General features: G+C 72.0%; 24 protein-coding genes, 1 tRNA gene and 1 other RNA gene. 19 read left to right on the top strand and 7 right to left on the bottom strand.

Translation table 11 applies throughout. The features are described 5' to 3' along the window. Positions 1-44 precede the first annotated feature (44 nt). Positions 45-1,472 carry a dihydrolipoyl dehydrogenase family protein gene (locus AC6CQV_RS10345; RefSeq protein ID WP_498259416.1) on the top strand — a complete coding sequence of 476 codons (1,428 nt, stop codon included), beginning with the start codon at positions 45-47 and terminating at the stop codon, positions 1,470-1,472. Positions 1,473-1,500: 28 nt separating this feature from the next. On the opposite strand, the gene AC6CQV_RS10340 is transcribed toward AC6CQV_RS10345, so the two are convergent. After that, positions 1,501-2,361, bottom strand: a complete 861-nt coding sequence (locus AC6CQV_RS10340; RefSeq protein WP_061782336.1) for an NmrA family NAD(P)-binding protein — start codon at positions 2,359-2,361, stop codon at positions 1,501-1,503. 99 nt (positions 2,362-2,460) lie between these two features. Here AC6CQV_RS10340 and AC6CQV_RS10335 point away from each other — a divergent pair, with 99 nt between their 5' ends. After that, positions 2,461-2,820 carry a winged helix-turn-helix transcriptional regulator gene (locus AC6CQV_RS10335; RefSeq protein WP_060959985.1) on the top strand — a complete coding sequence of 120 codons (360 nt, stop codon included), beginning with the start codon at positions 2,461-2,463 and terminating at the stop codon, positions 2,818-2,820. 16 nt (positions 2,821-2,836) lie between these two features. On the opposite strand, the gene AC6CQV_RS10330 is transcribed toward AC6CQV_RS10335, so the two are convergent. Continuing rightward, positions 2,837-3,472 carry an NADPH-dependent F420 reductase gene (locus tag AC6CQV_RS10330; RefSeq protein WP_498259415.1) on the bottom strand — a complete coding sequence of 212 codons (636 nt, stop codon included), beginning with the start codon at positions 3,470-3,472 and terminating at the stop codon, positions 2,837-2,839. A gap of 93 nt (positions 3,473-3,565) precedes the next feature. Between AC6CQV_RS10330 and AC6CQV_RS10325 the strand changes: the two genes are divergently transcribed. From AC6CQV_RS10325 to AC6CQV_RS10305, 5 genes are all read left to right on the top strand, one after another. Then, on the top strand, positions 3,566-4,348 hold the full coding sequence (locus AC6CQV_RS10325; protein WP_498259414.1) for an isocitrate lyase/PEP mutase family protein: 783 nt from the start codon (positions 3,566-3,568) through the stop codon (positions 4,346-4,348). 38 nt (positions 4,349-4,386) lie between these two features. Further along, positions 4,387-4,767, top strand: coding sequence for a DUF3054 domain-containing protein (locus tag AC6CQV_RS10320; RefSeq protein ID WP_060959988.1), 381 nt, complete (start codon positions 4,387-4,389; stop codon positions 4,765-4,767). A gap of 27 nt (positions 4,768-4,794) precedes the next feature. After that, positions 4,795-6,096, top strand: coding sequence for a M18 family aminopeptidase (locus tag AC6CQV_RS10315; RefSeq protein ID WP_498259413.1), 1,302 nt, complete (start codon positions 4,795-4,797; stop codon positions 6,094-6,096). A gap of 148 nt (positions 6,097-6,244) precedes the next feature. Beyond that, complete coding sequence (locus AC6CQV_RS10310; protein ID WP_498259412.1) at positions 6,245-7,555, top strand: MFS transporter; 1,311 nt, start codon at positions 6,245-6,247, stop codon at positions 7,553-7,555. A gap of 18 nt (positions 7,556-7,573) precedes the next feature. Continuing rightward, positions 7,574-8,410 (top strand): SDR family NAD(P)-dependent oxidoreductase, encoded by an 837-nt coding sequence (locus tag AC6CQV_RS10305; protein WP_498259411.1) that lies wholly within the window; start codon positions 7,574-7,576, stop codon positions 8,408-8,410. A gap of 71 nt (positions 8,411-8,481) precedes the next feature. Here AC6CQV_RS10305 and AC6CQV_RS10300 read toward each other — a convergent pair whose 3' ends face one another. Next, complete coding sequence (locus tag AC6CQV_RS10300; RefSeq protein WP_060959992.1) at positions 8,482-9,516, bottom strand: lactonase family protein; 1,035 nt, start codon at positions 9,514-9,516, stop codon at positions 8,482-8,484. 63 nt (positions 9,517-9,579) lie between these two features. Between AC6CQV_RS10300 and AC6CQV_RS10295 the strand changes: the two genes are divergently transcribed. The 5 genes from AC6CQV_RS10295 to AC6CQV_RS10275 all read left to right on the top strand — a co-directional run bounded on the left by AC6CQV_RS10295 (position 9,580) and on the right by AC6CQV_RS10275 (position 13,494). After that, positions 9,580-10,224 (top strand): NAD(P)H-binding protein, encoded by a 645-nt coding sequence (locus tag AC6CQV_RS10295; RefSeq protein ID WP_498259410.1) that lies wholly within the window; start codon positions 9,580-9,582, stop codon positions 10,222-10,224. Positions 10,225-10,279: 55 nt separating this feature from the next. Then, entirely contained in the window at positions 10,280-10,459 is a 180-nt protein-coding gene (locus AC6CQV_RS10290) for a hypothetical protein (RefSeq protein WP_060959994.1), read from the top strand. Between the two features lie 79 nt (positions 10,460-10,538). Then, complete coding sequence (locus AC6CQV_RS10285; protein ID WP_060960013.1) at positions 10,539-11,093, top strand: NYN domain-containing protein; 555 nt, start codon at positions 10,539-10,541, stop codon at positions 11,091-11,093. 107 nt (positions 11,094-11,200) lie between these two features. Further along, positions 11,201-11,803 carry a PadR family transcriptional regulator gene (locus AC6CQV_RS10280; RefSeq protein ID WP_498259409.1) on the top strand — a complete coding sequence of 201 codons (603 nt, stop codon included), beginning with the start codon at positions 11,201-11,203 and terminating at the stop codon, positions 11,801-11,803. A 5-nt stretch (positions 11,804-11,808) separates the two neighbouring features. Further along, entirely contained in the window at positions 11,809-13,494 is a 1,686-nt protein-coding gene (locus AC6CQV_RS10275) for an ABC1 kinase family protein (RefSeq protein ID WP_498259408.1), read from the top strand. Between the two features lie 10 nt (positions 13,495-13,504). Here the strand turns inward: AC6CQV_RS10275 and AC6CQV_RS10270 are convergent, their stop codons facing one another. Further along, a complete protein-coding gene (locus AC6CQV_RS10270) occupies positions 13,505-14,398 on the bottom strand; it encodes an ATP-grasp domain-containing protein (RefSeq protein WP_498259407.1) in 894 nt (297 codons plus the stop codon). A gap of 69 nt (positions 14,399-14,467) precedes the next feature. On the opposite strand from AC6CQV_RS10270, the gene AC6CQV_RS10265 reads away from it, so the two are divergent. The 4 genes from AC6CQV_RS10265 to AC6CQV_RS10250 all read left to right on the top strand — a co-directional run bounded on the left by AC6CQV_RS10265 (position 14,468) and on the right by AC6CQV_RS10250 (position 17,505). Next, positions 14,468-15,178, top strand: coding sequence for an NUDIX hydrolase (locus tag AC6CQV_RS10265; RefSeq protein ID WP_498259406.1), 711 nt, complete (start codon positions 14,468-14,470; stop codon positions 15,176-15,178). Positions 15,179-15,225: 47 nt separating this feature from the next. Then, positions 15,226-15,314, top strand: a tRNA-Ser gene (locus AC6CQV_RS10260). A 338-nt stretch (positions 15,315-15,652) separates the two neighbouring features. Further along, entirely contained in the window at positions 15,653-15,943 is a 291-nt protein-coding gene (locus AC6CQV_RS10255) for a hypothetical protein (protein ID WP_498259405.1), read from the top strand. Positions 15,944-16,095: 152 nt separating this feature from the next. Next, positions 16,096-17,505 carry a dicarboxylate/amino acid:cation symporter gene (locus tag AC6CQV_RS10250; RefSeq protein ID WP_082734188.1) on the top strand — a complete coding sequence of 470 codons (1,410 nt, stop codon included), beginning with the start codon at positions 16,096-16,098 and terminating at the stop codon, positions 17,503-17,505. Between the two features lie 36 nt (positions 17,506-17,541). Here the strand turns inward: AC6CQV_RS10250 and AC6CQV_RS10245 are convergent, their stop codons facing one another. From AC6CQV_RS10245 to AC6CQV_RS10235, 3 genes are read right to left on the bottom strand one after another with little or no spacing between them, the layout of a single operon-like run. Further along, the gene (locus AC6CQV_RS10245; RefSeq protein ID WP_498259404.1) at positions 17,542-19,776 is read right to left on the bottom strand and encodes a transglutaminase TgpA family protein; all 2,235 of its coding nucleotides are present in this window, start codon (positions 19,774-19,776) and stop codon (positions 17,542-17,544) included. Continuing rightward, the gene (locus tag AC6CQV_RS10240) at positions 19,763-21,037 is read right to left on the bottom strand and encodes a DUF58 domain-containing protein (RefSeq protein ID WP_498259403.1); all 1,275 of its coding nucleotides are present in this window, start codon (positions 21,035-21,037) and stop codon (positions 19,763-19,765) included. The genes AC6CQV_RS10245 and AC6CQV_RS10240 overlap by 14 nt, the downstream gene beginning before the upstream one ends. An 8-nt stretch (positions 21,038-21,045) precedes the next feature. After that, on the bottom strand, positions 21,046-22,026 hold the full coding sequence (locus AC6CQV_RS10235) for an AAA family ATPase (protein WP_101305789.1): 981 nt from the start codon (positions 22,024-22,026) through the stop codon (positions 21,046-21,048). A gap of 82 nt (positions 22,027-22,108) precedes the next feature. Between AC6CQV_RS10235 and ffs the strand changes: the two genes are divergently transcribed. The 3 genes from ffs to AC6CQV_RS10220 all read left to right on the top strand — a co-directional run bounded on the left by ffs (position 22,109) and on the right by AC6CQV_RS10220 (position 23,877). Continuing rightward, an RNA gene (gene ffs / locus AC6CQV_RS10230) (signal recognition particle sRNA small type) lies at positions 22,109-22,205 on the top strand. A gap of 161 nt (positions 22,206-22,366) precedes the next feature. Continuing rightward, positions 22,367-22,567: a hypothetical protein gene (locus tag AC6CQV_RS10225; RefSeq protein ID WP_498259402.1), complete on the top strand. Its 201-nt coding sequence runs from the start codon at positions 22,367-22,369 to the stop codon at positions 22,565-22,567. An 806-nt stretch (positions 22,568-23,373) separates the two neighbouring features. Continuing rightward, the gene (locus AC6CQV_RS10220; protein WP_498259401.1) at positions 23,374-23,877 is read left to right on the top strand and encodes a hypothetical protein; all 504 of its coding nucleotides are present in this window, start codon (positions 23,374-23,376) and stop codon (positions 23,875-23,877) included. Positions 23,878-23,887: the final 10 nt, after the last annotated feature.

The raw sequence follows: 23,887 nt of genomic DNA, 5'->3' as shown, positions 1-23,887 counted from the left end.
ACAAGGGGCTGGAATCTGGCGTCACAGTCCGGTATGCGTGAGGAATGGATGTCCAAGAGTACGACCTCATCGTGATCGGAGCAGGACCCGTCGGCGAGAACGTCGCCGATCGGGCGGTACAGGGCGGACTGACGGTCGCGATCGTCGAGTCGGAGCTGGTCGGAGGGGAGTGCTCGTACTGGGCGTGCATGCCCTCGAAGGTGCTGCTGCGCGCGGGTGCCGCGCGCGCGGACGCCGCCGACGCGCCCGGGGCCCTCGTGAGCCCGCCCGCCGGCCCGGTCGACGTGGCCGCGGTGCTCGCGCGCCGCGACGAGATCGTGCACGACTGGAACGACTCCGGCCAGGTCGAGTGGCTCGACGGTGCGGGCATCGCGCTCGTCCGCGGTCACGGCCGCCTGAGCGCGGAGAAGGAGGTGACGGTCGCGCGCGACGGTGCGGATGCCGCGGTGCTCCGCGCCCGCCACGCGGTCGCGGTGTGCACGGGGTCGGCGGCGCTGCTGCCCGACATCCCCGGGCTCGCCGCGGCCTCGCCCTGGACCTCCCGCGAGGCGACCGGTGTGCGGGAGGTGCCGGAGTCGCTCGTGATCCTCGGTGGCGGCGTCGTGGCGTGCGAGATGGCGACGGCGTACGCGTCGTTCGGCTGCACGGTCACGGTGCTCGCCCGCTCGGGGCTCCTGGGCTCGATGGAGCCGTTCGCCGGGGAGGCGGTCGCTCAGGCGCTCCGGGACGACGGCGTGGACGTGCGCACGGGCGCTCACCCGCAGGCCGTGTCGCGGGATGCCGCGACGGGCGCGGTCACGGTGACGCTCGCCGACGGCGAGGTGACGGCATCCGAGATCCTCGTCGCGACCGGGCGCGTCCCGCGCACCGGCGACGTCGGCCTCGAGGTCGCCGGACGGGAACCGGGGTCGTGGCTCGACGTCGACGACACGATGCTCGTGCGCGGCAGCGACTGGCTGTACGCGGTGGGCGACGTCAACCACCGCGCCCTGCTCACGCATCAGGGCAAGTACCAGGCGCGCGCCGCCGGCGACGTCATCGCCGCGCGCGCCCGCGGCGGCGAGGTGGACGACGCGCCGTGGGGTGCGCACGTCGCGACGGCCGATCACACGGCCGTGCCGCAGGTCGTCTTCACCTCACCCGAGGTCGCGGCCGTCGGACTGACCGCCGCGGAGGCCGAGGAGAAGGGGCTCGCGACGCGCGTCGTCGACCTCGATCTCGCCAACATCGCCGGTGCCAGCACGCGCGCGGCGCACTACCGTGGGCAGGCCCGCGCCGTGGTCGACACCGACCGCGGCGTGCTCGTGGGGGCGACGCTCGTCGGAGCCGACACGGCGGAGCTGCTGCAGGCGGCGACGATCGCGATCGTCGGCGAGGTGCCGCTGACGCGGCTGTGGCACGCGGTGCCGGCGTACCCCACGCTCAGCGAGCTGTGGCTGCGGTGGCTCGAGGCGATCGGGCGTCCCGTCTGAGCGGACCCGACCGCCCCGAGCCGTCCGTTCAGCCCGCGAGGGCGGCGCGGAAGGTGTCGACGACCGGGGTCGTCGGGCGGCCGATGAGGCGCGCCAGCGTGCCATCCGTGTCGGCGAGGACACCGCCGCGGATGCCGTCCTCCATGCCCGCGACGAACTCGGCGGTGCCGGCATCCAGACCGGCGCCCTGAAGGGCCGCGACGAAGTCGTCGCGCGAGACCGGCACGTACGCCACCTCGCGGCCGAGCGCCTCGCCGGCCGCGGCCGCGAGGTCGTCGTAGCCCAGGCTGCGGTCGCCGGCGAGCTCGTACACCTGGCCGAGGTGGCCGTCCTCGAGCAGCACGACGGCGGCGGCCTCGGCGTAGTCGGCCCGGGCGGCCGCGGCGACGCGACCGTCGGCGACGGAGGCGGCGATGACACCGGAGTCGGCGGCGCGCTGGAGGTCGGTGAGGTAGTTCTCGGTGTACCAGTCGTTGCGGAGGATCACCGTCGGCAGGCCGCTCGCCGCGAGCGCCTCCTCGGTGGCCTTGTGCTCGGCGCCGAGGGCCCAGTCGAACGTGGTCGCCTTCGAGACGCTCGTGTAGACGAACTTCTGCACGCCCGCGGCGACGGCCGCGTCGATGACGTTCTTGTGCCCGGCGAAGCGGCGACCGGCCTCGGAGGCCGAGATCAGCAGCACGGTGTCGACGCCCTCCAGGGCGGCGGCGATCGTGGCGGGGTCGTCGTAGTCGACGTGCGCGGTGCGCACACCGCGGGCGGCGAGGTCGTCGAGCTTGGCGACGGAGCGCGCGCCGGCGACGATGTCGGATGCCGTGGCGCCGCGCGTCAGCAGCGCGTCGACGACGAGGTGGCCGAGGTGCCCGCTGGCACCGGTGACGAGGATGGTCATGAGTTGGTCCTTTCGTTGGGGTCCGAGGGAGGGAACCCATACGGAGGATCAGTACATTCCGAAGAACATGTACCCACTTTCACGTAAGGTACCTACGTGATGGTTAGTCTTGCGGAAATACGCACCCAGAACGATCAGGCGTTCACGGAGAACTGTCCGACCCGGGTGGTCCTCGACCACGTCATGAGCAAGTGGGGCGTCCTCGTGCTGCTGGCGCTCAGCGAGGGCACCGCCCGCTGGGGCGAGCTGCGGCGCGCCGTCGACGGCATCAGCGAGAAGATGCTGGCGTCGACGCTGCGAACCCTCGAGGCCGACGGGCTCGTCGTGCGCACCGCCTACCCGGAGGTCCCGCCCCGCGTCGAGTACGCCCTCACCGCGCGCGGCGACCAGCTCATGGAGCGCGTCCTGCCGCTCATGAGCTGGATCGCCGACAACGCCGGCGAGATCGTCGGTCGCTGATCGCGCCGCGGGAGGATCAGCGCGTCGCGCGCGCCAGGTTCGCCCGCAGCTCGTCGGCGTCCTGGCGCACGACGTAGGCCGGCTGGTCGCGCTCGACGCGCCAGCTCTCGGCGACCGAGCCGATGTCGACGGTGTCGAAGCCGAACGCGTCGTAGAGATCCGTGGCGAGTGCCGCGGCATCCGCGTGGTCGCTCGCGATCGCGAGGGCGCGTCGGCCGGGCGTGCCGGCGAGAGCGCCGGTGGTGAGGATGTCGGCGGCGGGGATGTGGTTGAACGCCTTCACGACGCGTGCACCCGCGAGATGGTCCTGCACGAGGGCGGTGGTGGTCGTGGTCTTGTCCTCGAGCGCGGCGATGCGACCGTCCCGCTCCCAGTAGTAGTTGTTGGTGTCGAGCACGATCTTGCCGGCCAAGGGTGCGGCCGGCACGTCGCCGATCGCCTTCAGCGGCACCGTGACGACGGCCCAGTCCGCCGCCTCCGCGGCCTCCGCAGCGGTCGCCGCGCGGGCGCGCCCGCCGAGACGGTCGACGAGACCGGCCAGCGTCTCGGGGCCGCGCGAGTTGCTGATCACCACGTCGTACCCGCGGGCGACGAGACCCTCCGCGAGCGCGCTGCCGATGTGTCCTGCTCCGATGATTCCCACTGTTGTCATGCGAGGGGCAACAGCCATGCCTCCTGCGCGCATTCCCCGTGGGTCCGCTGTCAAGAGCTGGCGAGGAGGCGCCCTGCGCGACAGGCTGAGGTCATGACCGATGACACCACGGCCGCCCGCGCTCAGCGCCTGCGCGACCTGTACACCGCCCCCGAGATCCTCCGCGTCGTGAACGTGTGGGACGTCGTCTCCGCGCAGGCGGTGCTCGCGCTGCCCGAGACCCGCGCCCTCGCCACCGCCGGCCCCTCGATCGCGGCGTCCTTCGGGTACGCCGACGGCACCATCCCGCTGGAGACGACGCTCGACATGGTTGGGCGCATCGTGTCCGTCGCGGGCGAGGTGCCGGTCAGCGCCGACCTGGACGACGGTTACGACGAGCCCGGCGAGACGGTTCGCCGCGCCATCGGCGTGGGGATCGTCGGCGCCAACATGGAAGACCGCCTGCGCCCCTTCGACGAGTCGGTCGCGCGGGTCGCCGCCGCGGTCGCCGCTGCCGAGGCCGAGGGCGTGCCGTTCGCGCTGAACGCACGCACCGACGCGATCGTGCGCGGCGGAGAACGCCCGCCGGCGGAGTCGATCGCCGACGCGATCGCCCGCGGTCGCGCGTTCCTCGAGGCGGGCGCGACCTCGGTGTTCGTTCCCGGCGTGCTCGACGCCGACGCGACCGCCCAGCTGGTCGCGGGCATCGGCGAGCGCGCCGTCAGCGTGATCGGCCTGCCCGGCGCGCTCGCGGCCGCCGACTACGAGAAGCTCGGCGTCGCCCGCATCTCCTACGGTCCGCTGACGCAGCGCGTCGCGCTGACCGCGTTCCAGGACGTCGCCGCCCAGCTCTACGCCGACGGGGTGATCCCCGAGGGGACACGCGCGCTGAACTGACGGACGGCAGCCCGGCGACGGGGGAGGAGGATGGAGGCATGTCGCGTTCCGCCTCCCTCCTGCTCGCCGCCGCCCTCGACGTCGCGCTCGTGATCACCTTCGCCGCCGTCGGCCGGGCCAGCCACGACTCCGACGTCTGGACGGGGCTCGCGACGACGGCCTGGCCGTTCCTCGCCGCCCTCGTGCTGGGATGGCTGATCGCCCAGGGGTGGAAGGCGCCGTTCGCCCTCGGACGCACCGGCCTGCCCGTGTGGGCGGTGACCCTCGTCGGCGGCATGCTGCTGCGGGTGGCGTCCGGTCAGGGCATCGCGGTCTCGTTCGTGATCGTGGCGGGCATCGTGCTCGCGGTGTTCCTCCTCGGCTGGCGGCTCGTCGCGCTGCTGCTGCGCCGGGCCACGACGCGGCGCCGCGCCGCGTGAGGCGCCCCCGCGAACTACGCTGAGACGATGCCCGACTCCACCGCGATCCGCGCCCACGCCGAGGATCTGGCCGCGTTCGTCGCCGCCTCGCCGTCCAGCTTCCACGCCGCCGCGGAGGTCGCGCGACGGCTTCGGGATGCCGGGTTCACGGCACTCGCCGAGGACCAGGCGTGGCCGCACGCTGCCGGCGGCAAGCACCTCGTCGTCCGCGACGGCGCCGTCATCGCGTGGATCGTGCCCACACGGGCGGACGCCGCGACGCCGGTGCGCGTGTTCGGTGCGCACAGCGACTCGCCGGCCTTCAAGCTCAAGCCGAAGCCCACGACGGGCCGCCTCGGCTGGCTGCAGGCGGGCGTCGAGATCTACGGCGGACCGCTGCTGAACTCGTGGCTCGACCGCGAGCTGCGCCTCGCCGGCCGCCTCGTCCTCGACGACGGCACGACCGCGCTCGCCGCCACCGGGCCCCTGCTGCGCCTGCCGCAGCTCGCGATCCACCTCGACCGCGAGGCGAACGACCACCTCGCCCTGAACAAGCAGGCCCACACCCAGCCCGTGTGGGGACTGGGCGACGCGGCATCCGCCGATCTGCTCGGCGAGCTCGCCGCCGCGGCCGGCGTGGATGCCGCGCGCATCCGCGGCTACGACGTCGTCACCGCCGACGCGGCCCCGGGCGCGGTCTTCGGCAAGGACGACGCGTTCTTCGCGAGCGGACGCCTCGACGACCTCGCCTCCGTGCACGCCGGGGTCGTCGCCCTCGCCGCTGCCGACACCGACGCCGACCACATCGCGATGCTCGCCGTGTTCGACCACGAAGAGGTCGGCTCCGCGACCCGCTCCGGGGCGGCGGGGCCGTTCCTCGCCGACGTCATCGAGCGGATCCAGCTCGGGCTCGGCGCCGATCGCGACCAGCAGCTGCGGGCGCTCGCGGCATCCTGGTGCGTCTCGAGCGACGTCGGCCATTCGGTGCACCCGAACTACCCCGACAAGCACGACCCGGTCGTCCAGCCCGTGCTCGGCAGCGGCCCCATCCTCAAGATCAATGCGAACCAGCGCTACGCGACGGATGCCGCGGGCGCCGCCGCCTGGCACGGCTGGTGCGACGCGGCCGGGGTCGTCTCGCAGGAGTTCGTCTCGAACAACGCCGTGCCGTGCGGGTCGACCATCGGCCCGATCACGGCGACGCGTCTCGGCATCCGGACGGTCGACGTCGGCATCCCGATCCTCTCGATGCACTCCGCGCGGGAGCTCGCCGGGACGGCGGATCTCCACGCCCTCACGCGGGTGGCGGCGGCGTTCTTCGCCTCCGACGGGTCGCATCGGGTACACTGAAGCGCTGTGTCCCCGACGGGGACGCGAAGTGCATCTACCTGCTCCACCCAGCCATCCGGCCGCGACGTCGCGGCGGGAACGCGGCCCCGGATCCATTCGGAGGGCAAGGCGGCACGTGAATAACGAGCCGATGTCCCCGGAGGATTCTGTGCACCACCCCTCGACCGCACGCGGTCGGCAGTCGCTGATCGCGCACACCGGCTGGTCGTACTGGCCGATCGCCTTCATCGCGCGTCTGCCGTTCGCGATGATGACCGTCGGCGTGCTGATGCTCGTCGTCCACGCCACCGGCTCCGTCGGCTTCGGCGGGCTGACCTCGGCGGCCGTCGGCATCGGCGTCGTCATCGCCGGTCCGATCATGGGCGACCTCGTCGACCGCCACGGCCAGCGCCGTGTGCTCGTCCCGATCGGCCTCGCGAACGGTCTGCTGCTGGCCGTGTTCCCCCTCGTCGCGACCGGCGGGATGCCCGAAGGGGTGGTCCTCGCCGCCGCCCTCGCGATCGGGCTCACCGGTCCGCAGGCCGCCGCGATGTCGCGCAGCCGCCTGCTCGCGATCGTCGCGGCCCGCATCGCCCCGGAGCGCCGCACGACGACCACGGCGCGGTTGATGTCGTACGAGTCGGCGGCGGATGAGACCGCGTTCGTGATCGGCCCGTTCCTCGTCGGCATCCTCGCCGCCCTCATCGCGCCGTGGGCGCCCATCGCGATCGCGGCCGCCCTGAGCTTCGGGTTCGTGCTCGCCTTCGCGCTGCACCCCACGGCCCGGATGCTGCAGAGCCGCGCCGACGCCGATGCGGAGCGCGCCTCGTTCCGCGCGGTCCTGACGCGGCCCCTGCTCGTCCTCGTCGCGGCTACCTTCGCCGTCGGCATGTTCTTCGGCTCCACGCTCACCTCGCTGACCGCCGTCGCCCGCGACGCGGGAGACGAGGCGCAGGCCGGTCTGCTCTACGGCCTGATGGGCATCGGCTCGGCCGTCCTCGCGCTCGGCGTCGTGCTGCTTCCCGCGCGCTTCGCGCTGCGTCACCGGTGGCTGGCGTTCGCGGCCGTGCTGACCGCGGCATCCATCGGGTACGCGAACGCGGCGGGACTGGGCGCCGTGGCCGTGTGGCTGCTGGTGATGGGGCTCGGCGTGGGGCCGACCCTCGTGACGCTGTTCTCCCTCGCCGGCCACCGCGCGCCGCAGGGCCGTTCGGCGACGACCATGACGCTGCTGAGCTCGGCGCTGACGCTGGCGCAGGCGCTGTCGGCCGCGTTCACGGGCTGGCTGGCCGAGCAGGTGTCGGTGGGCGTCGCGATGGTCGTGCCCGCCGTCGCCGCCGCGATCGTGCTCGCGCTCGGCGCGTGGAACGTCGCGATCGAACGCCGCCGCCCGGTCGCACCCGTCCATCCGTCCGGCGAGGTCGCTGTGCCGGCGGCGTGGCGGCACGACGGGACGGACGAACGCGCCCGCGTGCGCTGACGCGTAGACTCGCGACCCATGACAGAGGATGCCGCAGCCCGCACGATCGTCATCACGGGGGCCAGCAGCGGCATCGGCGCCGCCGCCGCGCGTCAGCTGGTGCTGGCCGGGCAGCGCGTGGTGATCGTCGGCCGTGACCGGCGTCGCACGCAGCAGGTCGCCGGCGAGCTGGGCATGCCGTTCCATATCGCCGATTTCGCCGTGCTCGCCGAGGTGCGCGCCCTCGCGGACGAGCTGCTCGCCGCGCATCCGCGCATCGACGTGCTCGCCAACAACGCCGGCGGCATCTTCGGCGACCGCACGGTGACGGTCGACGGCCTGGAAGCGACGTTCCAGACCAACCACCTCGCGCCGTTCCTGCTCACGAACCTGCTGCGCGAGCGCCTGGTCGACAGCGGAGCCTCGGTCATCCAGACCTCGAGCGTCGCCGCACGCCGCTTCGCCCGTTGGGACATCGACGACCTCAACGCCGAACGGCGCTACTCCGCCAGTGCGGCCTACGGAAACGCGAAGCTGGCGAACGTGCTGTTCACGAAGGAGCTCGCCCGGCGCTGGGGCGGCGACGGGGTCGCGGCGGCCGCCTTCCACCCGGGGGTGATCGGCAGCAGCTTCGCGTCGACCGCGAAGGGCGCCTGGCGGTTCCTGTACACGAACCCGGTCACCAGCCGGCTGCTGACGTCGGTGGACATCGGCGGCGCGCGACTGGCCTGGCTGGCGCTCGGCAAGCCCGGTCTGGACTGGGAGTCGGGCGGCTACTACGAGGCCAACCGCCCGGCCCGGACCTCGCCGCTCGCCGCCGATCCGGTGATGGCGGCGCGCCTGTGGGAGCGCAGTGCGGAGATGGTCGGTCTCTGACCGCGTTCATCCGTCCCGCGTGGTCGCCACGGCGGCGCGGAAGCGGCGGAACGGGACGGACGAACCGGCGGTCACTCGACGAAGCGCACCCAGTTCGCGCCGCGGCCGGTCTCGGCGCGCTGGCGGCGCTCGAGCTGCGCGCCGTCCACCGCGTAGAGCGTGACGGTCGTCGACTTCTCCCCGGCCGCGACGAGGTAACGCCCCCCGAGGCCCGTGGCGAAGCCGCGAGGCTGCTGCTCGGTCACGGTGAACGACTCGGCATCCGCGACCGTCCCGTCCGCGGCGACCGGCACCGCGGCCAGCGTGCTCTCGGTGCGCTCCGACGCCCACAGCACCGCGCCGTCGGTGCCCCAGTGCAGGTCGGCGCCCCAGATGTAGTGATGGGCGAGCGGGTCGGCGCCGAACTCGCTGTGGCCGAGGCCCTTCGACCGGTCGAAGGCGGATGCCGCGCCCACGAGCTCGAGCGTTCCCGCGGCGGTGTCGCGGCGGTAGTGCAGCACCTCGCCGGAGAACTCGGTCAGCACGTACACGGCATCCTGCGCGTCGTTGAGCACCAGGTGGCGCGGGCCGCTGCCGGCCGGGGCCGCGGCGGTCGCGGGCTCGAGCGGGACGAGCGAGAGGTCGTCGGCGAGGGCGTACTGGGCGACGAGGTCGGCTCCGAGCGAGACGAAGTACGCGAAGCGGCCGTCGGCGCTGGCGAGCACGGAATGCAGGTTCGGGTAGGCGATCCGCGAGACCGGCGCGCCGACGGAGCCGTCCGCGACGGGGCAGCTGATGCCGTAGCCGCCGCCGTAGCTCGCGCCCAGGAGGGCGGTGCCGTCCCGCGTGAGCGCCAGGTAGTTCATGCCGCCGCCCGGCAGGTCGAGCCGCGACACCGTCGTCAGCCGACCGCTCTCGCGATCGAGCGCGAGGGTCACGATCCCGGCGGGCTCGCCCTTGACCGCCGCGTAGACCAGGTCGCGCGCGGCGTCGACGGCGAAGGTCGAGCATCCGGTCAGTCCCTCGGTGACGGCGAGCCGCTCGAGGGCGCCGTCGGCGAGGCGGAAGGTCGAGATCGAGCCGTCCGCGGCGTTGGCGACGAGGACGAGGGGAGTCGTTGCGGTCATGGCTCCAGCGTAGGCGGCGGCGCGTACGCTGGAGTCACCGCAGCGACGACCGGAGGACTGACCATGGCGCGCATCCTGCTCATCGGCGGACACGGCAAGGTGGCCCTGCTCCTCGAGCCGCTCCTGGCCGACCGGGGCCACGAGGTCACCGCCGTCATCCGCAACCCCGCCCACGAGGACGAGGTCTCCGCCACCGGCGCGCACCCGCTCGTCGCGGATGTCGAGCGTTTCGACCTCGACCGGCTCACCGGGCTCGTGAGCGGCTTCGACGTCGTCGTGTGGTCGGCGGGCGCGGGCGGGGGAGACGCCGCCCGTACCTACGCGGTCGACCGCGACGCGGCGATCCGCACGATCGACGCCACGCGTGCCGCGGGGGTCTCTCGCTTCGTGATGGTGTCGTACTTCGGCGCGGGGCCCGATCACGGCGTCGACCCCGAGGACGGGTTCTACGCGTATTCCGAGGCCAAGGCCGCCGCGGACGAGCACCTGCGCGCCAGCGGCCTCGCCTACACGATCGTCGCGCCGTCGGCGCTGACGCTCGACCCGCCGACGGGGCTCATCGACGTGGATGCCGAACGGAGCGCATCGGTGTCGCGCGCCGACGTCGCGGCCGTGATCGCCGCGGTGATCGACGAGCCGTCGACCGTCGGGCGGACGATCCGCTTCAACGCGGGCGCGACCCCCATCGCGTCGGCGCTTCGGCGCTGAGCTCCGAGCCGCGGCATCCCGGTCGCCCGCGCGCGTCAGCGTCTACGCTGGAACCATGAGCAGGAGCACTCTCGGGACCGTCGTCGGGGTCGTCGTGGCGATCCTCATCGCGTGGGTGCTGGTGAACGTGGTCTTCAGCGTGCTGTGGTTCATCGCGAAGATCGGCGTCGTGCTCGTGGTCGCCGTGATCGTGTTCTTCTTCCTGCGTGGCGCCTTCGCCCGCGGCGACGACTGATCGCCGCCCGCTCCGTGCCCGCTGCTACGGTCGAGGGGCGCGGACCGCGAGAGGACGCGTGGATGCCGAGGGAGGCAACGTGACGGAACGGACCAGCTGGATCCTCGTCGACGGTGAGAACATCGACGCCACGCTCGGCGGATCGATCCTCGGTCGTCGACCGCAACCGGACGAGCGACCGCGCTGGGACCGCCTCCTCGGGTTCCTCGAGGAGCGGTGGCAGCAGCCGGTGCGCGGGCTGTTCTTCCTCAACGCCTCGACGCACCTGCCGATGCCGTTCGTGCAGGCGCTGCTCGCGCTCGGCTACACGCCCGTGCCGCTGTCGGGTCCGAGCGACGCGAAGGTGGTCGATCTGGCGATCCAGCGGACCCTCCGCGCGCTTCGCGATCGCGGGGGCGACGTCGTGCTCGTCAGCCACGACCGCGACTTCGTCGACGACCTCGCCGTCCTCGCCGGCGAGGAGCGGCGGGTGGGCCTCATCGGATTCCACGAGTTCCGCAGCAGCGAGTTCGCCGCCGTGCCGGGCCTGGAGTTCTTCGACCTCGAGTACGACGTGCACGCGTTCGACGCCGTCCTGCCGCGGGTGCGGGTCATCCCGATCGAGGAGTTCGATCCGCTGCAGTTCCTCGGCTGAGACCGCGTCGCGCCGCCCGCGCCGCTGCTCGGATTCCAAGCCCGCACACAGACGAACGATATATCGTTGACTATCGTCGAATCGTCGACGCGACATCGGGAGGCATCATGAACGACTCATTCGCAGGTGCAGACTTCGGCGGACGCCGGCCGGGAGCCCACGGCTTCGGCGGGCGCGGGTTCGGCGCGGGAGCGTTCGGCGGGGGCCCGGGCGGCATGTGGGACGTGATGGAGAACCTCCGCGCGTCGTTCGAGCAGCGCACCGGCCCGCGCATGGGACGCGGGGACGTGCGCGCGGCGGTGCTCGCGCTGCTCGCCGAACAGCCCATGCACGGCTACCAGATCATCCAGGAGATCGAGCAGCGCAGCGGCGGGGCGTGGAAGCCCAGTGCGGGCTCGGTGTACCCGACCCTGCAGATGCTCGCCGATGAGGGCCTGATCGCCGCCGAGGAGGCGAACGGGCGCAAGACCTACAGCCTCACCGACGCGGGTCGCGCCGAGGCCGACGCGGCCGCGGAGCGGACGGCGCCGTGGGAGACGCCGGGCCAGCGCGACGGCGGGCGCATGAGCGCGCTGCCCAAGGCCGGGTTCGAGCTCGCGCAGGCCGTCGCCCAGGTCGGACGCACCGGCACGCCCGCGCAGGTGCAGCAGGCCGTGGATGTGCTCGACGAGGCGCGTCGCCGCATCTACGCCCTCCTCGCGCAGGACTGACCGGCGTGCCGTCCGGGTCCCGCGCGCGATACCGGCGCATCCTCCGCTTCGCCGCACTGTCGCTGGCGCAGACCTGGTGGTACGACCTGTTCCTCCCGCGCGTCGGGCTGCGCCGGCTGGCCGAACGTTCGCGCAGCGCCCGGATGCAGCGCATCGCACGCCGCTTCCACGCGCTCGCCGTCGACCTCGGCGGCCTGATGATCAAGGTCGGGCAGTTCATGTCGTCGCGGCTGGACGTGCTGCCGCCGGAGATCACGCAGGAGCTGGAAGGGCTGCAGGACGAGGTGCCGCCGGTGCCGTTCGCGCTGATCCGCGCGGCCGCCGAGGCCGAGCTGGGCGTGCCCCTCGAACGGGCGTTCGCCTGGTTCGACGAGTCGCCGGTGGCGGCGGCATCCCTCGGGCAGGCGCACCGCGCGCGGCTCACGCCGGCCGATGCGACGCTCACCGGTTACGGCGCGGTGATCGTCAAGGTGCAGCGGCCCGGGATCGATGAGATCGTCGAGGTCGACCTCGCCGCCCTCCGCCGTGTCGCGGGCTGGCTGAGCCGCGTGCGGCTGGTGTCCGACCGGGTCGACGCCCCGGCGCTCGCGGAGGAGTTCGCGGCGACCTCCCTCGAGGAGATCGACTATCTCCACGAGGCGCAGAACGCCGAGCGCTTCGCCGCCGACACCGCCGCCGATGCCCGGGTCGCCGTCCCGGAGGTAGTCTTGGAGCGCTCGACCCGCAAGGTGCTCACGCTCGAGGACGTCACGGCGATCAAGATCTCCGACGTCGACGCCCTGCGCGCCGCGGGGATCGACCCGTCCGAGGTCGCGCACGCCTTCGCGACGACGATGTTCACCCAGCTGTTCCGCACGGGCTTCTTCCACGCCGACCCCCACCCCGGCAACGTGTTCGTCACGCCGCGACCGGCGTCGGCGGATGCCGCGGCGCCGCCCTGGACGCTCACCTTCATCGACTTCGGGATGATGGGCACGGTCGACACGCGGCTGCGCTCGGGGCTGCGCACCGTGCTGCTGGCCGTCGCCGCGCGCGACAGCAAGCGTCTGGTCCAGGGCATCCTCGACGTCGGTGCGCTCCTGCCCGGCGCCGACACCCGTGACCTCGAGCGCGCCTACGCGAAGCTGTTCGCGCGCTTCGGCGGGATGGGCTTCGCGCAGCTGCGCGAGGTCGATCCGCGCGAGTTCCGCGACTTCGCGGAGGAGTTCGGCGACGTTGTGCGGACCCTTCCGTTCCAGTTGCCGGAGAACTTCCTGCTGATCATCCGCGCGATCTCGCTGACGTCGGGCGTCTGCAGCACGCTCGACCCCGAGTTCAACATCTGGGAGAGCGTCGAACCGTTCGCCGGCCAGGTGCTGCGCGACGAGGGCGGCAACGTCGTCAAGGACGCCCTCGCCCAGGTCGGCGAGGTGCTGGCCACCTCGTGGCGGCTGCCGGGGCGTCTCGACGGCCTCATCACGGGTTTCGAGGAGGGCACGGTCGCCGTCGACATGTCGCGGCTGGAGCGGCGATTGGACCGTCTGGAGCGGATCGCCTCGCGAGGGCTCACGGCGATGGTGTTCGGCATCCTCCTGATCGCCGGCATCCTGCTGCGCGCCACGGACGGGGTGTTCGGAACCGTGCTGATGGCGGCATCCGTCGTGCCGCTCGTGATGACGCTGCTGCCGCGGTCGGGTCGACCCCGACGGTGAGGCCGCCGCGTCAGCGCGCGGCGGCGCGCAGGAGCGCGTCGACGACCGCGGGCGTCGCGTGCGGCGCCACGTGCAGGTTCAGGGCGGGCTCGACGAGCTCGACCTCCAGCAGCACGAGCCCGTAGCGGCGCGAGCGCACCGTGTCGATGCGGGCGTACAGGGGGAGGGGTCCGCCGGTCACGGTCTGCACCGCGCGCACGACCTCGGTCGCGAAGGCGATCTCGTCGTCGAACGCGGGGACCTGCTCGGGATGCTCCGCGTACACGCCGCCGATGAGACCGCCGCCCACCTCCAGCAGCGCACCCTTCGAGATCGCGTGGGTGAAGACGCCGTCGACGAGGTAGAGGGCCTTCTCCCATCCGCGCGAGAGCTCCGCCACCTCGGGCTGGATCATCGCCGTGCCGCCGCCGTCGATGATCCGTGCGGCGAGGGCGAGCGCCCCCGGGTCGGCGGCGTCGAACAGCCCGGTGTCGCGGGCCCCCGCCGACACCGACGGCTTCACGACGACGCGCTCGTGGGCGCCGAGGGCCGCGCGGGCCTCGTCGACGCTCCGCGCGTAGGCGGTCGGCACCACGCGGATGCCCGCGCCGTCCAGCTCGGCCAGATAGTGCTTGTCGAGGTTCCAGCGCATGGTCGCGGGGGCGTTCACGACACGCGTGGACGCCTCGGCGCGGTCGAGCCATGCCTGGAACTGCGCGGGACGCTCGGGGTAGTCCCACGGCGATCGGATCGCGAGCAGGTCGAACGCGGCGAGGTCGACGCGATCGTCATGCCAGACCACGGCGTCCGCCGCGGCGCCGCGGCTGCGAAGAGCGTCGAGCAGCAGCGGGGTGTCGTGGTCGGGGTCTTCGTCGGAGTAGGCGTCCGTCACGACGATGCCGATGCGCGGCGCAGGCGAGCTCACCGCTCCACCTTATCGACGGGCGAGCCCGCCCCCGCGCCGTTCGCCGCCGTGAGGCCGTAGCCTGAACGGGTGCCCTCAGAACCTGCTCTCGATCCCGCGGGCGGGGGAGCACGGGCCGAGCTGATCGCGCTCGCCACCGGCGGCGAGGGCTGGAGCGTACCGTTGCGCGAGCTGCCCGCGCCGGCATCGGCGCGGCCCGCCGCCGTGCTCATCCTGTTCGGCGTGCTGGACGCGGTGCCCAGTGCGCACGACGCGCAGGATGCCGCGGTCTCGCGCGAGCTCGATGTGCTGCTGCTCGAGCGTGCCACGACGCTGCGTGCCCACCCCGGCCAGGTCGCCTTTCCCGGCGGTCGTCTCGACCCCGGGGATGCCGGTCCGATCGCGGCCGCGCTGCGCGAGGCGGAGGAGGAGACGGGGCTCGACCCCGCGGGCGTGGAGGTGCTGGGGGCGCTTCCCTCGGTTCCCCTCGAGTTCTCCGGTCACCTCGTCACGCCCGTGCTCGGGTGGTGGCGGCATCCGTCGCCCGTCCGCGTCGTGGACGACGCCGAGTCGGCCGCGGTCTTCCGCGCCCCCGTCGCGGACCTGCTCGACCCGCGCAACCGCGCCGTCACCGTGATCGAGCGCAACAGCCGCGTCTGGCGCGGACCGGCGTTCGAGGTTCAGGGGCACCTGGTGTGGGGCTTCACGGCGATGCTGCTCGACGCGCTGTTCGACCGCCTCGGCTGGACCGAGCCGTGGGATCTCGGCGATCGGACCCGGCGCATCCCGCTGCCGTCCTGACCCTCGGTCGACATCGAGGCTTCCCCGCGGCTGATAGGATCGTCGGCGGAAGTGTGTCCGAGCGGCCTAAGGAGCATGGCTGGAATCCATGTAGGCGGGGTAACTCGCCTCGCAGGTTCAAATCCTGTCACTTCCGCTCCGAGATGAGCCCCACCTCTCCATGGTGGGGCTCATCGTCATTCCGGGGCCTCCCGGACGCGGAGGGCGCGATCCCAGCGCTGAACTTCCTGCCGGGTGCCTCGCTGCTGACCTCCTGACAAGTATTCGAACGCAGAGGAGCACCACGTGCGAAGGAAACTCGCCCTGTCGTCCGATTTTCTGCCCGTCATCCTGCTAGGGGTGGTGGCGTGCAGTCATCCCCAGCAGTCGGCGCCGAGCACCCCGCCGTCCGGAGAAGAGTGTCAAGGGGGCCTGGAAGGAACCCTGGGGTGCGACGACTTCAGTTCGACGGGTGCCACCGAGAACGGGGAACCCGTGGAATGGGTCGCCGGGGGCTCGATCACCCTGCACGCCGAGTACGTCAACGACACCCCCACGCTGGTGGTCGGAACTCCTTGCAACACGCTGAACATCCCCATCGCATTGCACGCGGATGTCATCGTCCCTGGTGAGGCGACGTCGACGACGAAGGCGTGCGACGTGACGAGGGCGGGAGAGCAGACCTGGACGGAAGGCGTCTTCACGACCGACATGCAGTGGGTGCGAAGCGAGAAGACACTCACGATCTCTGCGGGAACGACGACGATTCTCTTCACCGCGGACTGACCGGATGGTCGCGACGCTGCGGTCGTCGTCCATCGCGCGCGGGAATACGGTGGATGAGGACGAGGTTGGCCTCACGAGTCGGGTGATCCTCCGTGGTCGCCGCCGCGGCCGCCGCTCCACCCGGCATCCGTCAATCTGGAGATATCCCCCTCATGAGTTCCACCAGCACCACCGCGCCCGCCGCGCGTCCGCCCAAGCCGAAGAAGCCGTTCTACCGGTCGTTCGGCTTCCAGATCACGATCGCGCTGATCGCCGGCATCCTGCTCGGCGTCCTCGCGCTGAACCTGGGTCCGGATGCCGCGGGAGGCCCGAACGGACTGACGGCGACGCTGTCGACCATCGGAAACGGGTACGTCACGCTGCTGAAGGCGGCCGTCGTGCCGCTGATCTTCCTCGCCATCGTCGCGAGCATCACCCAGTTGCGTAACGTCACGAACGCCGCACGCCTGGCCGGGCAGACGCTGCTCTGGTTCGGCATCACGGCGCTGATCGCGGTGACGATCGGCATCGTCCTGGGCGTCACGATCCAGCCCGGCAACCGCGTCGCGCACGACCAGCTGACCACCGCCGACCCGTACACGGTCGGCACCTGGTGGAACTTCCTCAAGGGCCTGATCCCGCAGAACGTCCTCGGTCTCACCGTCTCGAGCTCCGCGGATGCCGCCACCGGCGCCGTGACGTCGACGGTGGGCTTCAACGTCCTCCAGGTGATCGTGGTCTCGGTGGCCGTCGGCATCGCGGCGCTGAAGATCGGCGCCCGCGCGGAACCGTTCGTGGCGTTCACGCAGTCGTCGCTGAAGATCGTCCAGCGCGTGCTGTGGTGGATCATCCGCATCGCGCCCCTCGGCACCCTCGGGCTCATCGCGTCCGCGGTGGTGCAGTACGGCACGGACAAGCTGCTCACGCTCGTGTGGTTCGTGGTCGCCGTCTACGCCGGCCTGGTGCTGGTGCTGTTCGTCGTGTACCCGATCCTCATCAAGAGCCACGGGCTGTCGATCAAGCAGTACTTCTCCGGCGTGTGGCCGGCCGTCCAGCTCGGCTTCGTGTCGCGGTCGTCGATCGGCACGCTGCCGCTGACCGAGCGGGTGACCGAGCGCAACCTCGGGGTGCCGCGCGAGTACGCGTCGTTCGCCGTGCCGCTCGGCGCGACGACCAAGATGGACGGCTGCGCCGCGATCTACCCGGCCATCGCCGCGATCTTCGTCGCGCAGTTCTTCGGCATCGAGCTGAACATCGTGTCGTACCTGCTCATCGCGCTGGTGTCGGTGGTCGGATCGGCCGCGACGGCGGGGACGACGGGCGCGACGGTCATGCTGACGCTCACGCTGTCCACGCTCGGCCTGCCGCTGGAAGGCGTCGGACTGCTGCTCGCGATCGATCCCATCCTCGACATGGGCCGCACCGCGGTGAACGTCGCCGGGCAGGCGCTCGTTCCGACGATCGTCGCGAAGCGCGAAGGCATCCTCGACCGCGCGCTCTACGACGCGCCCCGCGACGGGGAGCCCTTCGCGGACGACTCGGCGGACGACGCCGAGAGCGCCCCGGCACTGTCGCGGAGCTGACCCCTCGGCTCTCGCCCCGCGACGCCCCGGTCCCGATCAGGCCGGGGCGTCGCGGTCGGCGAAGGCCGACCCGGGCCGGATGAGCAGCGAGCGGGGCAGCGCGATCACCCGCGCGCGCCGAGCGGGAGTCATCGCGGCGAGCATCGCGGCGCGGATGCCGAGAGCGTCCTCGACGGCGCGCGCACCGGCATCCGCCCCCGCTCCCGCGGCGTAGTTCGCGCGCTCCACCGCGGAGACCAGCCGGGACACGGCATCGGGCGGCGCGTCGGCCGACGCCACGAGCACGGCGCCGAAGGCCCGCGGCGTCTGGGACGACGACACGGGCACGCCTGCGTCGATCGCGGTGTCCTGCACGAGCCGCCAGGCGGCGGCCACACTGGCGCGGCGCCGGAGGAGCATCCTCCGCGCGGCGCCGGCCGCGGCCGGCAGGATCGCCAGGACGATCACGGCGGCGGCGACGCCGAGCACCGGCCGGGGATCGATGAGGGCCGCCCCGGCACCGGCGGCATCCGCGGGCGCGGTCTCGGCCGGACCGTTCACGCTGTCGGTGGGAGCCGTCGTGGCCGCGGCGGTCGGCGACGCGGTCGGCGCGCTCGTGGGCGCGTCGGTGCCGCTCGACGCGGCGCTCTGGAACCGTGTCGCCGTGCCGAGGCTCTTCGTCGGCTCGAACGGCACCCAGCCGATCCCGCGGAAGTACACTTCGGGCCACGCGTGCAGCTGGCTGCCGGTGACGTTCACGACGCGCTCGCCGTCGACGACCTGACCGGTGAACGCGCCCGGAAGGAAGCCCACGACGATGCGGGTGGGCATGCCGAGGCTTCGCGCCATCAGCGCGAACGCGCCCGCGAAATGCACGCAGTAGCCCGTCTTGGCCTCGAGGAACGCGGCGACCGCATCCGATCCCTGGCCGTCGAAGCCCTCCTGCACGGGAGCGTCGAGCGAGTAGGTGAACGCGGGGCCGCGGAACCAGTCCTGCAGGGCGATGAGTCTGTCGTAGTCGGTGGTCGCCGATGCCGTGACCTCGCGGGCGAGCGCGCCGATGATCGGCGGGGTGTCGGCGGGCACCGAGTCGACCTCGATCCGCAGCCCGGTGCCGCCCGCGGAGGTCGCGCGGATCTGCTCGAGGGTGGGGCGGGCGACATCCGCGAGGACGGTGTACTCCTGCCCCTGCGTCGCGCCCTGGGAGCCCATGACCGTGCGGTTGTACGGCACGAACCGCCACGACCCGATGAGGCCGTCGACCTGCGCGGCCGCGTAGGGGACGGGCGCGTAGGCCGTGGCCAGGTTCTTGACGGTGATGGTCGTGCGCTCCTGCGCGACGGCGATGTCGGGGCCCACCTCGAGACCCTCCAGCGGCTCGCCGCCGAGATCGACCGTGCTCGTGCGATCGGGCTGCCAGACGGCGCCGTCGAAGACGGAGAGCGTCGCGACGCGGAGGTAGGGCACGACGGAGCTGTCGCTGCGCATCGTGAGCACGGTCGCATCGCTCTGGCGGCGCAGGTCGGCGCCGAGATCCAACGAGGGGTCGATCATGGTGGCCGTGCCGGGGCCCGCCGCCGGAGTGGCCGCCTGGATCGTCGGCCCGAGCGCGAGCGCCGTCACGATCGCCACCGCGCCGATGGTCACCGCGACGGCGGAGACGCCTCCCGCCCGACGCGGCGCCCGCGACTCGCGGGTGCGCGTCTCCGCTCGGATCAACACGAGCACCGCGACGGCCAGCAGCACGAAGGCGACGACGTCGACGCCCGCGGGCACGGCGATCGCGGGGATCAGCCACACGGCGACCAGCGCGACGCTCGCCAGCAGCGGCATCCGCGCCGTCACGACGACATGGTCGAGCGCGATCGTCAGCAGCCCGAGCGAGGCGACGATCACGAAGGTCAACGGCGTCGTCGCCGTCAGCGGAGCGATGCCGTCGGCGATCGACGTGGATGCCGCGGCGATCATGCGCGGCACCGCCTCGACGAGCGTCCCCGTCGGAATGACGCCGAGGAGCGCATCGCGGGGGAAGAAGACGGCCGTGACGGCGCCGGTCCACACCGCGAGCTCGATGAGCGTCACCACGGTCGCCGCGACCCGCAGCCGGCGCAGCACGTAGCCGATCGTCAGGAGCGCCAGCGGCAGGCCGGCCGCGCCCCACAGCCACGAGCCGCTCTGCACGACGCGCGTGAGCGGCACGAGGGTGGCGAGCAGTCCCAGCCACAGAGCGAGGGAGAGCCGCAGCTCTCCGCGTTGCGCCGTCCGCCGCCGGCGGCCCTCAGGCGACGGCACGGCCGCCTCCTCGTGTGCTGGTCGCGGCGACGGCATCCGACCACGCCGATGCGAGGTCGGCGCCCGGAGCGATGACGCCGAGCCGCCACCCGGTGTCGACGGCGCGAGCACGCGCCGCCTCGGAGACCGCCACGGTCAGAAGCACCGGCAGCGTGCTGTGATGGGGCAGCGCAGCCAGCGCCGCGGCATCCGCGTCGTCGATCGCGCCGGTGACGAGCACGACGGGACCGGCAGAGATACCCGTGAACAGGCGCACCAGCGCGTCGAGGGGGAGGTCGCGTCGTGCCGTCACGGTCGCCAGCGCGATGGCCAGCTGCTCGACACCGCCGCCGTCGCCGCCCTCGATGGGATCGGCCAGCACGGCGCCGTCCGCGTCGATCACCGTCACGAGGTAGCCCTCGCGCACCAGCAGCGCCGTCGCGGACAGGCATGCCGACACGGCGATCTCGAAGCCCGGGTCGCCTCCCGGGGCGCGTGCCGCCTCGACGGGCCAGCGGGGTGCGCCGCGGTCGAGCACGACGACGGCCTCGGGCGTCGTCTCCTGCTCCTCCTGTCGCACCATCAACTCGTCGCGGTGGGCGCTGGCGCGCCAGTGGATGCGGCGCATCGAGTCGCCCGGTGCGTAGGTGCGCGGGATGAGGTTGTCGGCCCCCTGCCCGAGACGGTCGACGACGCTGCGGGTGCTGCCGCCGGCGTCGCCGGGCAGATCGCTCAGCGGCCCGAGCTCCACGACCTCCGGCACGATCACGAGCGGAGAGCCGTCACCGACCGAGCGCCGCCGGCGGGTGAAGCCGAAGGGATCGGTCGAGACGACGGAGAGGGGCCCGACCGTGCGGATGCCGCGGCGCATCGCTCGCGCCGAGTAGACGAGCTCGACGCCCTCAGTGCCGGCCACGGCGGAGGCGGTCGCCGGGAACACGCCGGCCGGCCCCGCGGCGGTGGCGTCGGGGCTCGCGTCGATGCCGTCCGGCAGTCGGTCGCGCCAACGGCCCTCGCTGGAGGGGAGGGAGGATCGGGTGCGCACGCGGAGGCGCACGCGGACGTCGGTGCCGACCGGCGCCACGTCGGGTGAGAACGAGCGGGAGACGCGCGCCGAGCGGGGCACCAGGTACAGCGTCGCCGCGCTGACGGCGACGACGATCGCGAGGAGCGCGCCGACATAGGCGAGCTCGGCGATGCCGAAGCGCTGCGCGAGGAACCCGCACACCGCCGCGAGCAGCACCGCACCGGTGCCGCGCGCGGTCAGAGGCCAGCCGGACACGACCGGCCTCAGCGGGTGGCCAGCGGCACTCGCACCGACCCGACGATCGCGCGCAGGACGGCGGCGATGGTGTCGGCCGACGAGCGCCCCCGCGCCGACGCGGTGCCGCGGGCGGCGATGAGGCGATGGGCGAAGACCGGTTCGACGAGCGCGGCCACGTCGTCGGGGATGACGAACTCGCGGCCGTCGAGCGCGGCGCGCACCTTGGCGGCGCGCACCAGCTGCAGGGTGGCGCGCGGACTCGCGCCCAGCCGCAGATCCGGGTGCTCGCGCGTGGCGCGCGCGAGCCCCACGGTGTACTCCTCGACGGCGGGGGAGACGTGCACCCCGCGTGCCCACGCGATCAGGGCGCGCACATCGGCGGCGCCGAGCACGGGGGCCACCCCGTCGAGCGGGTTGACGGTCTCGCGCTGGCGGAGCATGAGCGCTTCGCTCGCGGCATCCGGATAGCCCATGGAGATGCGCATCATGAAGCGGTCGCGCTGCGCCTCCGGAAGTGCGTAGGTGCCCTCCATCTCGAGGGGGTTCTGCGTGGCGACGACGAGGAACGGATCGGCCAGCCGGTGGCTGGTGCCGTCGACGGTCACCTGACGCTCCTCCATCGCCTCCAGGAGAGCGGACTGGGTCTTGGGGGAGGCGCGGTTGATCTCGTCGGCGATGACGATCTGCGCGAAGATCGCCCCCGGCTTGAACTCGAACTCGCGGTCCACCGGGTTGTAGACGCTGACCCCGGTCACATCACCCGGCAGAAGGTCGGGGGTGAACTGGATGCGGCGCACGCTCGCGTCGATCGAGGAGGCCAGCGCCCGCGCCAGCATGGTCTTGCCGACCCCCGGCACGTCCTCGATGAGGAGGTGGCCCTCGGCCAGCAGACAGACCAGCGCGGCGCGCACGGCATCCGGCTTGCCGTCGATCACGCGCGTGACGGAGGTCTCGACCGCCTCGGCGGCCCGGGCGAACGTGGCGGCGGTGAGCGGGTGGTCGGGCATGCGTCTCCCTGTCTCAGCGGCGGTGCTTGCTCGATGCTAACCCGGCTGGCGAGCCGCGGGCGCGACGTCGGGTAAACTCGCATGTAGCTCTCCGCGAGACGGCATCCAGGCCAACTCCCCCAGGACGGAAACGTAGCAAGGGTAACCGGGCTCTGCCGGGTTCGCGGAGAGTCTTTCTTTTGCCCGGTGGGGTGCTGCAGGTGCCGTGGCGTCGTCGCGTCGTGGGCTTGGTCGAGGTCATCCGCCCGGTCGCGGATGGCAGCAACCAGAGCCCCCACGCACCCCTCAGTGGCGAAAACGAGGCCAGGGTGGTCGTCGAGGGGAGGATGATGTTCTGCTCATGCTTCTGTTCCTGACGTCGTATGCGAAGCGTTTCGGGCCTTACCTGGTGCTACCGGCTTTGCTGCTTTCGGTTCTCCCGGGAGCAGTCGAGGCCAAACTGGCCGGAATGTCAGTAGTCGTTGCCCTGACAGTGATCGAGCATTACGTCGAGTGGGTGATCCTGCCTGCTCGTGCATCTCGCCGACGGGACGAAGGATGAGAACCGGTGCTGATCGGATGTCGAGCACCCCTCGGTTCCGCCGCGACAGCCCCTCTGAATCACCCACGGAGTTAGGCAAGGATGAGGGCTTCTGGTATTGGTGCCGGGGACGGCGGTTGTCTTGAAGGATGAGGGCGCGCGACAAAGGCAGTCGTCCTCGCCGGAGCATGGTCTCGTCGGCGGGCGAGCCGTTGCATGGCTGCTGCTCGCCGGTCCAGCGAGCGTGCTCGCCCACATCGGCACTTCGGGTTTTGAGGCGCCGTGGGCACTCATCGGCGCGTATGCGTTCATCGGGCTCCTCGGGGTTTACGAGGCGATACGGGCGAGCCGACGCCGCAGGGCCGGACCGCATCGCAGTTCCGCCGATCACAAGGATTGACGTCGGTGCTGCGGTCCCGTCGCTCGCACGCGGGCGATCGGCGGAGTATCCACAGCCGTCACATACGGGTTCACGGGTGGGGGGAGATGCTCCCGCGATGATCAGGGTGGGCAACGCCGTCGTGCAGGAGCGGGTGGTGTCGTCGCCGGGAGGCGTGACGGTGCCTCTCCCGGTGCCGGGGCGGAGGTGCGGTCGTTACCGCTGATGGTGACGGTGTGCGGGCGGTGGACGCTGCAGGGATCATGGTCCCTGTGGCGGCGTATGACCCGTTCGGCCAACGTGGCGGCAACGAAGTCACGTTGTCGAGTCCGCACGGAATGGCAGCGGACACCTGCGGAGACCATGACTGGCATGATGACCCTCGAGATGTTCAAGCCGACACCGGTCGCTCGCCGTCTCGGTGTTGGCTCCGTTGGGAGAGGGCTACGTGTCGTCTTCTGAGGTTCCTGTTGAGGTGCGGCGCGTCCTGCGTCGGGTCGGCGTCGTTCCGCGTCGGCTCAGTGCTTTTGTCTTGGTGATGCTCATCACCTGTGGCTTGCTCGGCTGGCAGGCTTCTGGATCGATGATGGCCTTCTTTGTGCCGGCGGCAGTAGGGATTTTGCTTGTCGTGTTCTCGTTTCGCCCAAAGATGTGGTTGACTGCCGATTCTGTCTATGTGCGATCGTATCTAGGTACGCGTCGGTTTGCTTATGTCGACGTGCTCATTTTTGACGACGTTGCCTATTCGGGTATGTGGAATCGTTCATCAGACACAGAGTCTTGGCTGAATCTTGGGATGCGGATGATCGACGTAATCCGATCTCGTGGTTCGACAGTTCCGCTTCGCGCAACATTGTGCGGACGTCGCACCTGTGAGGCTTTGGCTGATCTCCTCAATTCTCGCCTGCCAGACGATGAGAACGCTCATTCCTCCTCGCACCAGCAAGAATAGATCGGTGCCT

It is taken from the genome of Microbacterium sp. EG9 (genome assembly GCF_059759475.1).
Note: the sequence above shows the minus strand (reverse complement) of the source record. Positions and strands in the feature narration are given on the sequence as shown.

What these genes read in the sequence shown, in the direction of transcription:
- AC6CQV_RS10325 (WP_498259414.1), top strand. Translation starts at nt 3,566, where the DNA reads ATGACCGATGACACCACGGCCGCCCGCGCTCAGCGCCTGCGCGACCTG.
- AC6CQV_RS10295 (WP_498259410.1), top strand. Translation starts at nt 9,580, where the DNA reads ATGGCGCGCATCCTGCTCATCGGCGGACACGGCAAGGTGGCCCTGCTC.
- AC6CQV_RS10300 (WP_060959992.1), bottom strand. Translation starts at nt 9,516, where the DNA reads ATGACCGCAACGACTCCCCTCGTCCTCGTCGCCAACGCCGCGGACGGC.
- AC6CQV_RS10320 (WP_060959988.1), top strand. Translation starts at nt 4,387, where the DNA reads ATGTCGCGTTCCGCCTCCCTCCTGCTCGCCGCCGCCCTCGACGTCGCG.
- AC6CQV_RS10305 (WP_498259411.1), top strand. Translation starts at nt 7,574, where the DNA reads ATGACAGAGGATGCCGCAGCCCGCACGATCGTCATCACGGGGGCCAGC.
- AC6CQV_RS10340 (WP_061782336.1), bottom strand. Translation starts at nt 2,361, where the DNA reads ATGACCATCCTCGTCACCGGTGCCAGCGGGCACCTCGGCCACCTCGTC.
- AC6CQV_RS10330 (WP_498259415.1), bottom strand. Translation starts at nt 3,472, where the DNA reads ATGACAACAGTGGGAATCATCGGAGCAGGACACATCGGCAGCGCGCTC.
- AC6CQV_RS10250 (WP_082734188.1), top strand. Translation starts at nt 16,096, where the DNA reads ATGAGTTCCACCAGCACCACCGCGCCCGCCGCGCGTCCGCCCAAGCCG.
- AC6CQV_RS10290 (WP_060959994.1), top strand. Translation starts at nt 10,280, where the DNA reads ATGAGCAGGAGCACTCTCGGGACCGTCGTCGGGGTCGTCGTGGCGATC.
- AC6CQV_RS10225 (WP_498259402.1), top strand. Translation starts at nt 22,367, where the DNA reads ATGCTTCTGTTCCTGACGTCGTATGCGAAGCGTTTCGGGCCTTACCTG.
- AC6CQV_RS10280 (WP_498259409.1), top strand. Translation starts at nt 11,201, where the DNA reads ATGAACGACTCATTCGCAGGTGCAGACTTCGGCGGACGCCGGCCGGGA.
- AC6CQV_RS10335 (WP_060959985.1), top strand. Translation starts at nt 2,461, where the DNA reads ATGGTTAGTCTTGCGGAAATACGCACCCAGAACGATCAGGCGTTCACG.
- AC6CQV_RS10315 (WP_498259413.1), top strand. Translation starts at nt 4,795, where the DNA reads ATGCCCGACTCCACCGCGATCCGCGCCCACGCCGAGGATCTGGCCGCG.
- AC6CQV_RS10345 (WP_498259416.1), top strand. Translation starts at nt 45, where the DNA reads ATGGATGTCCAAGAGTACGACCTCATCGTGATCGGAGCAGGACCCGTC.
- AC6CQV_RS10235 (WP_101305789.1), bottom strand. Translation starts at nt 22,026, where the DNA reads ATGCCCGACCACCCGCTCACCGCCGCCACGTTCGCCCGGGCCGCCGAG.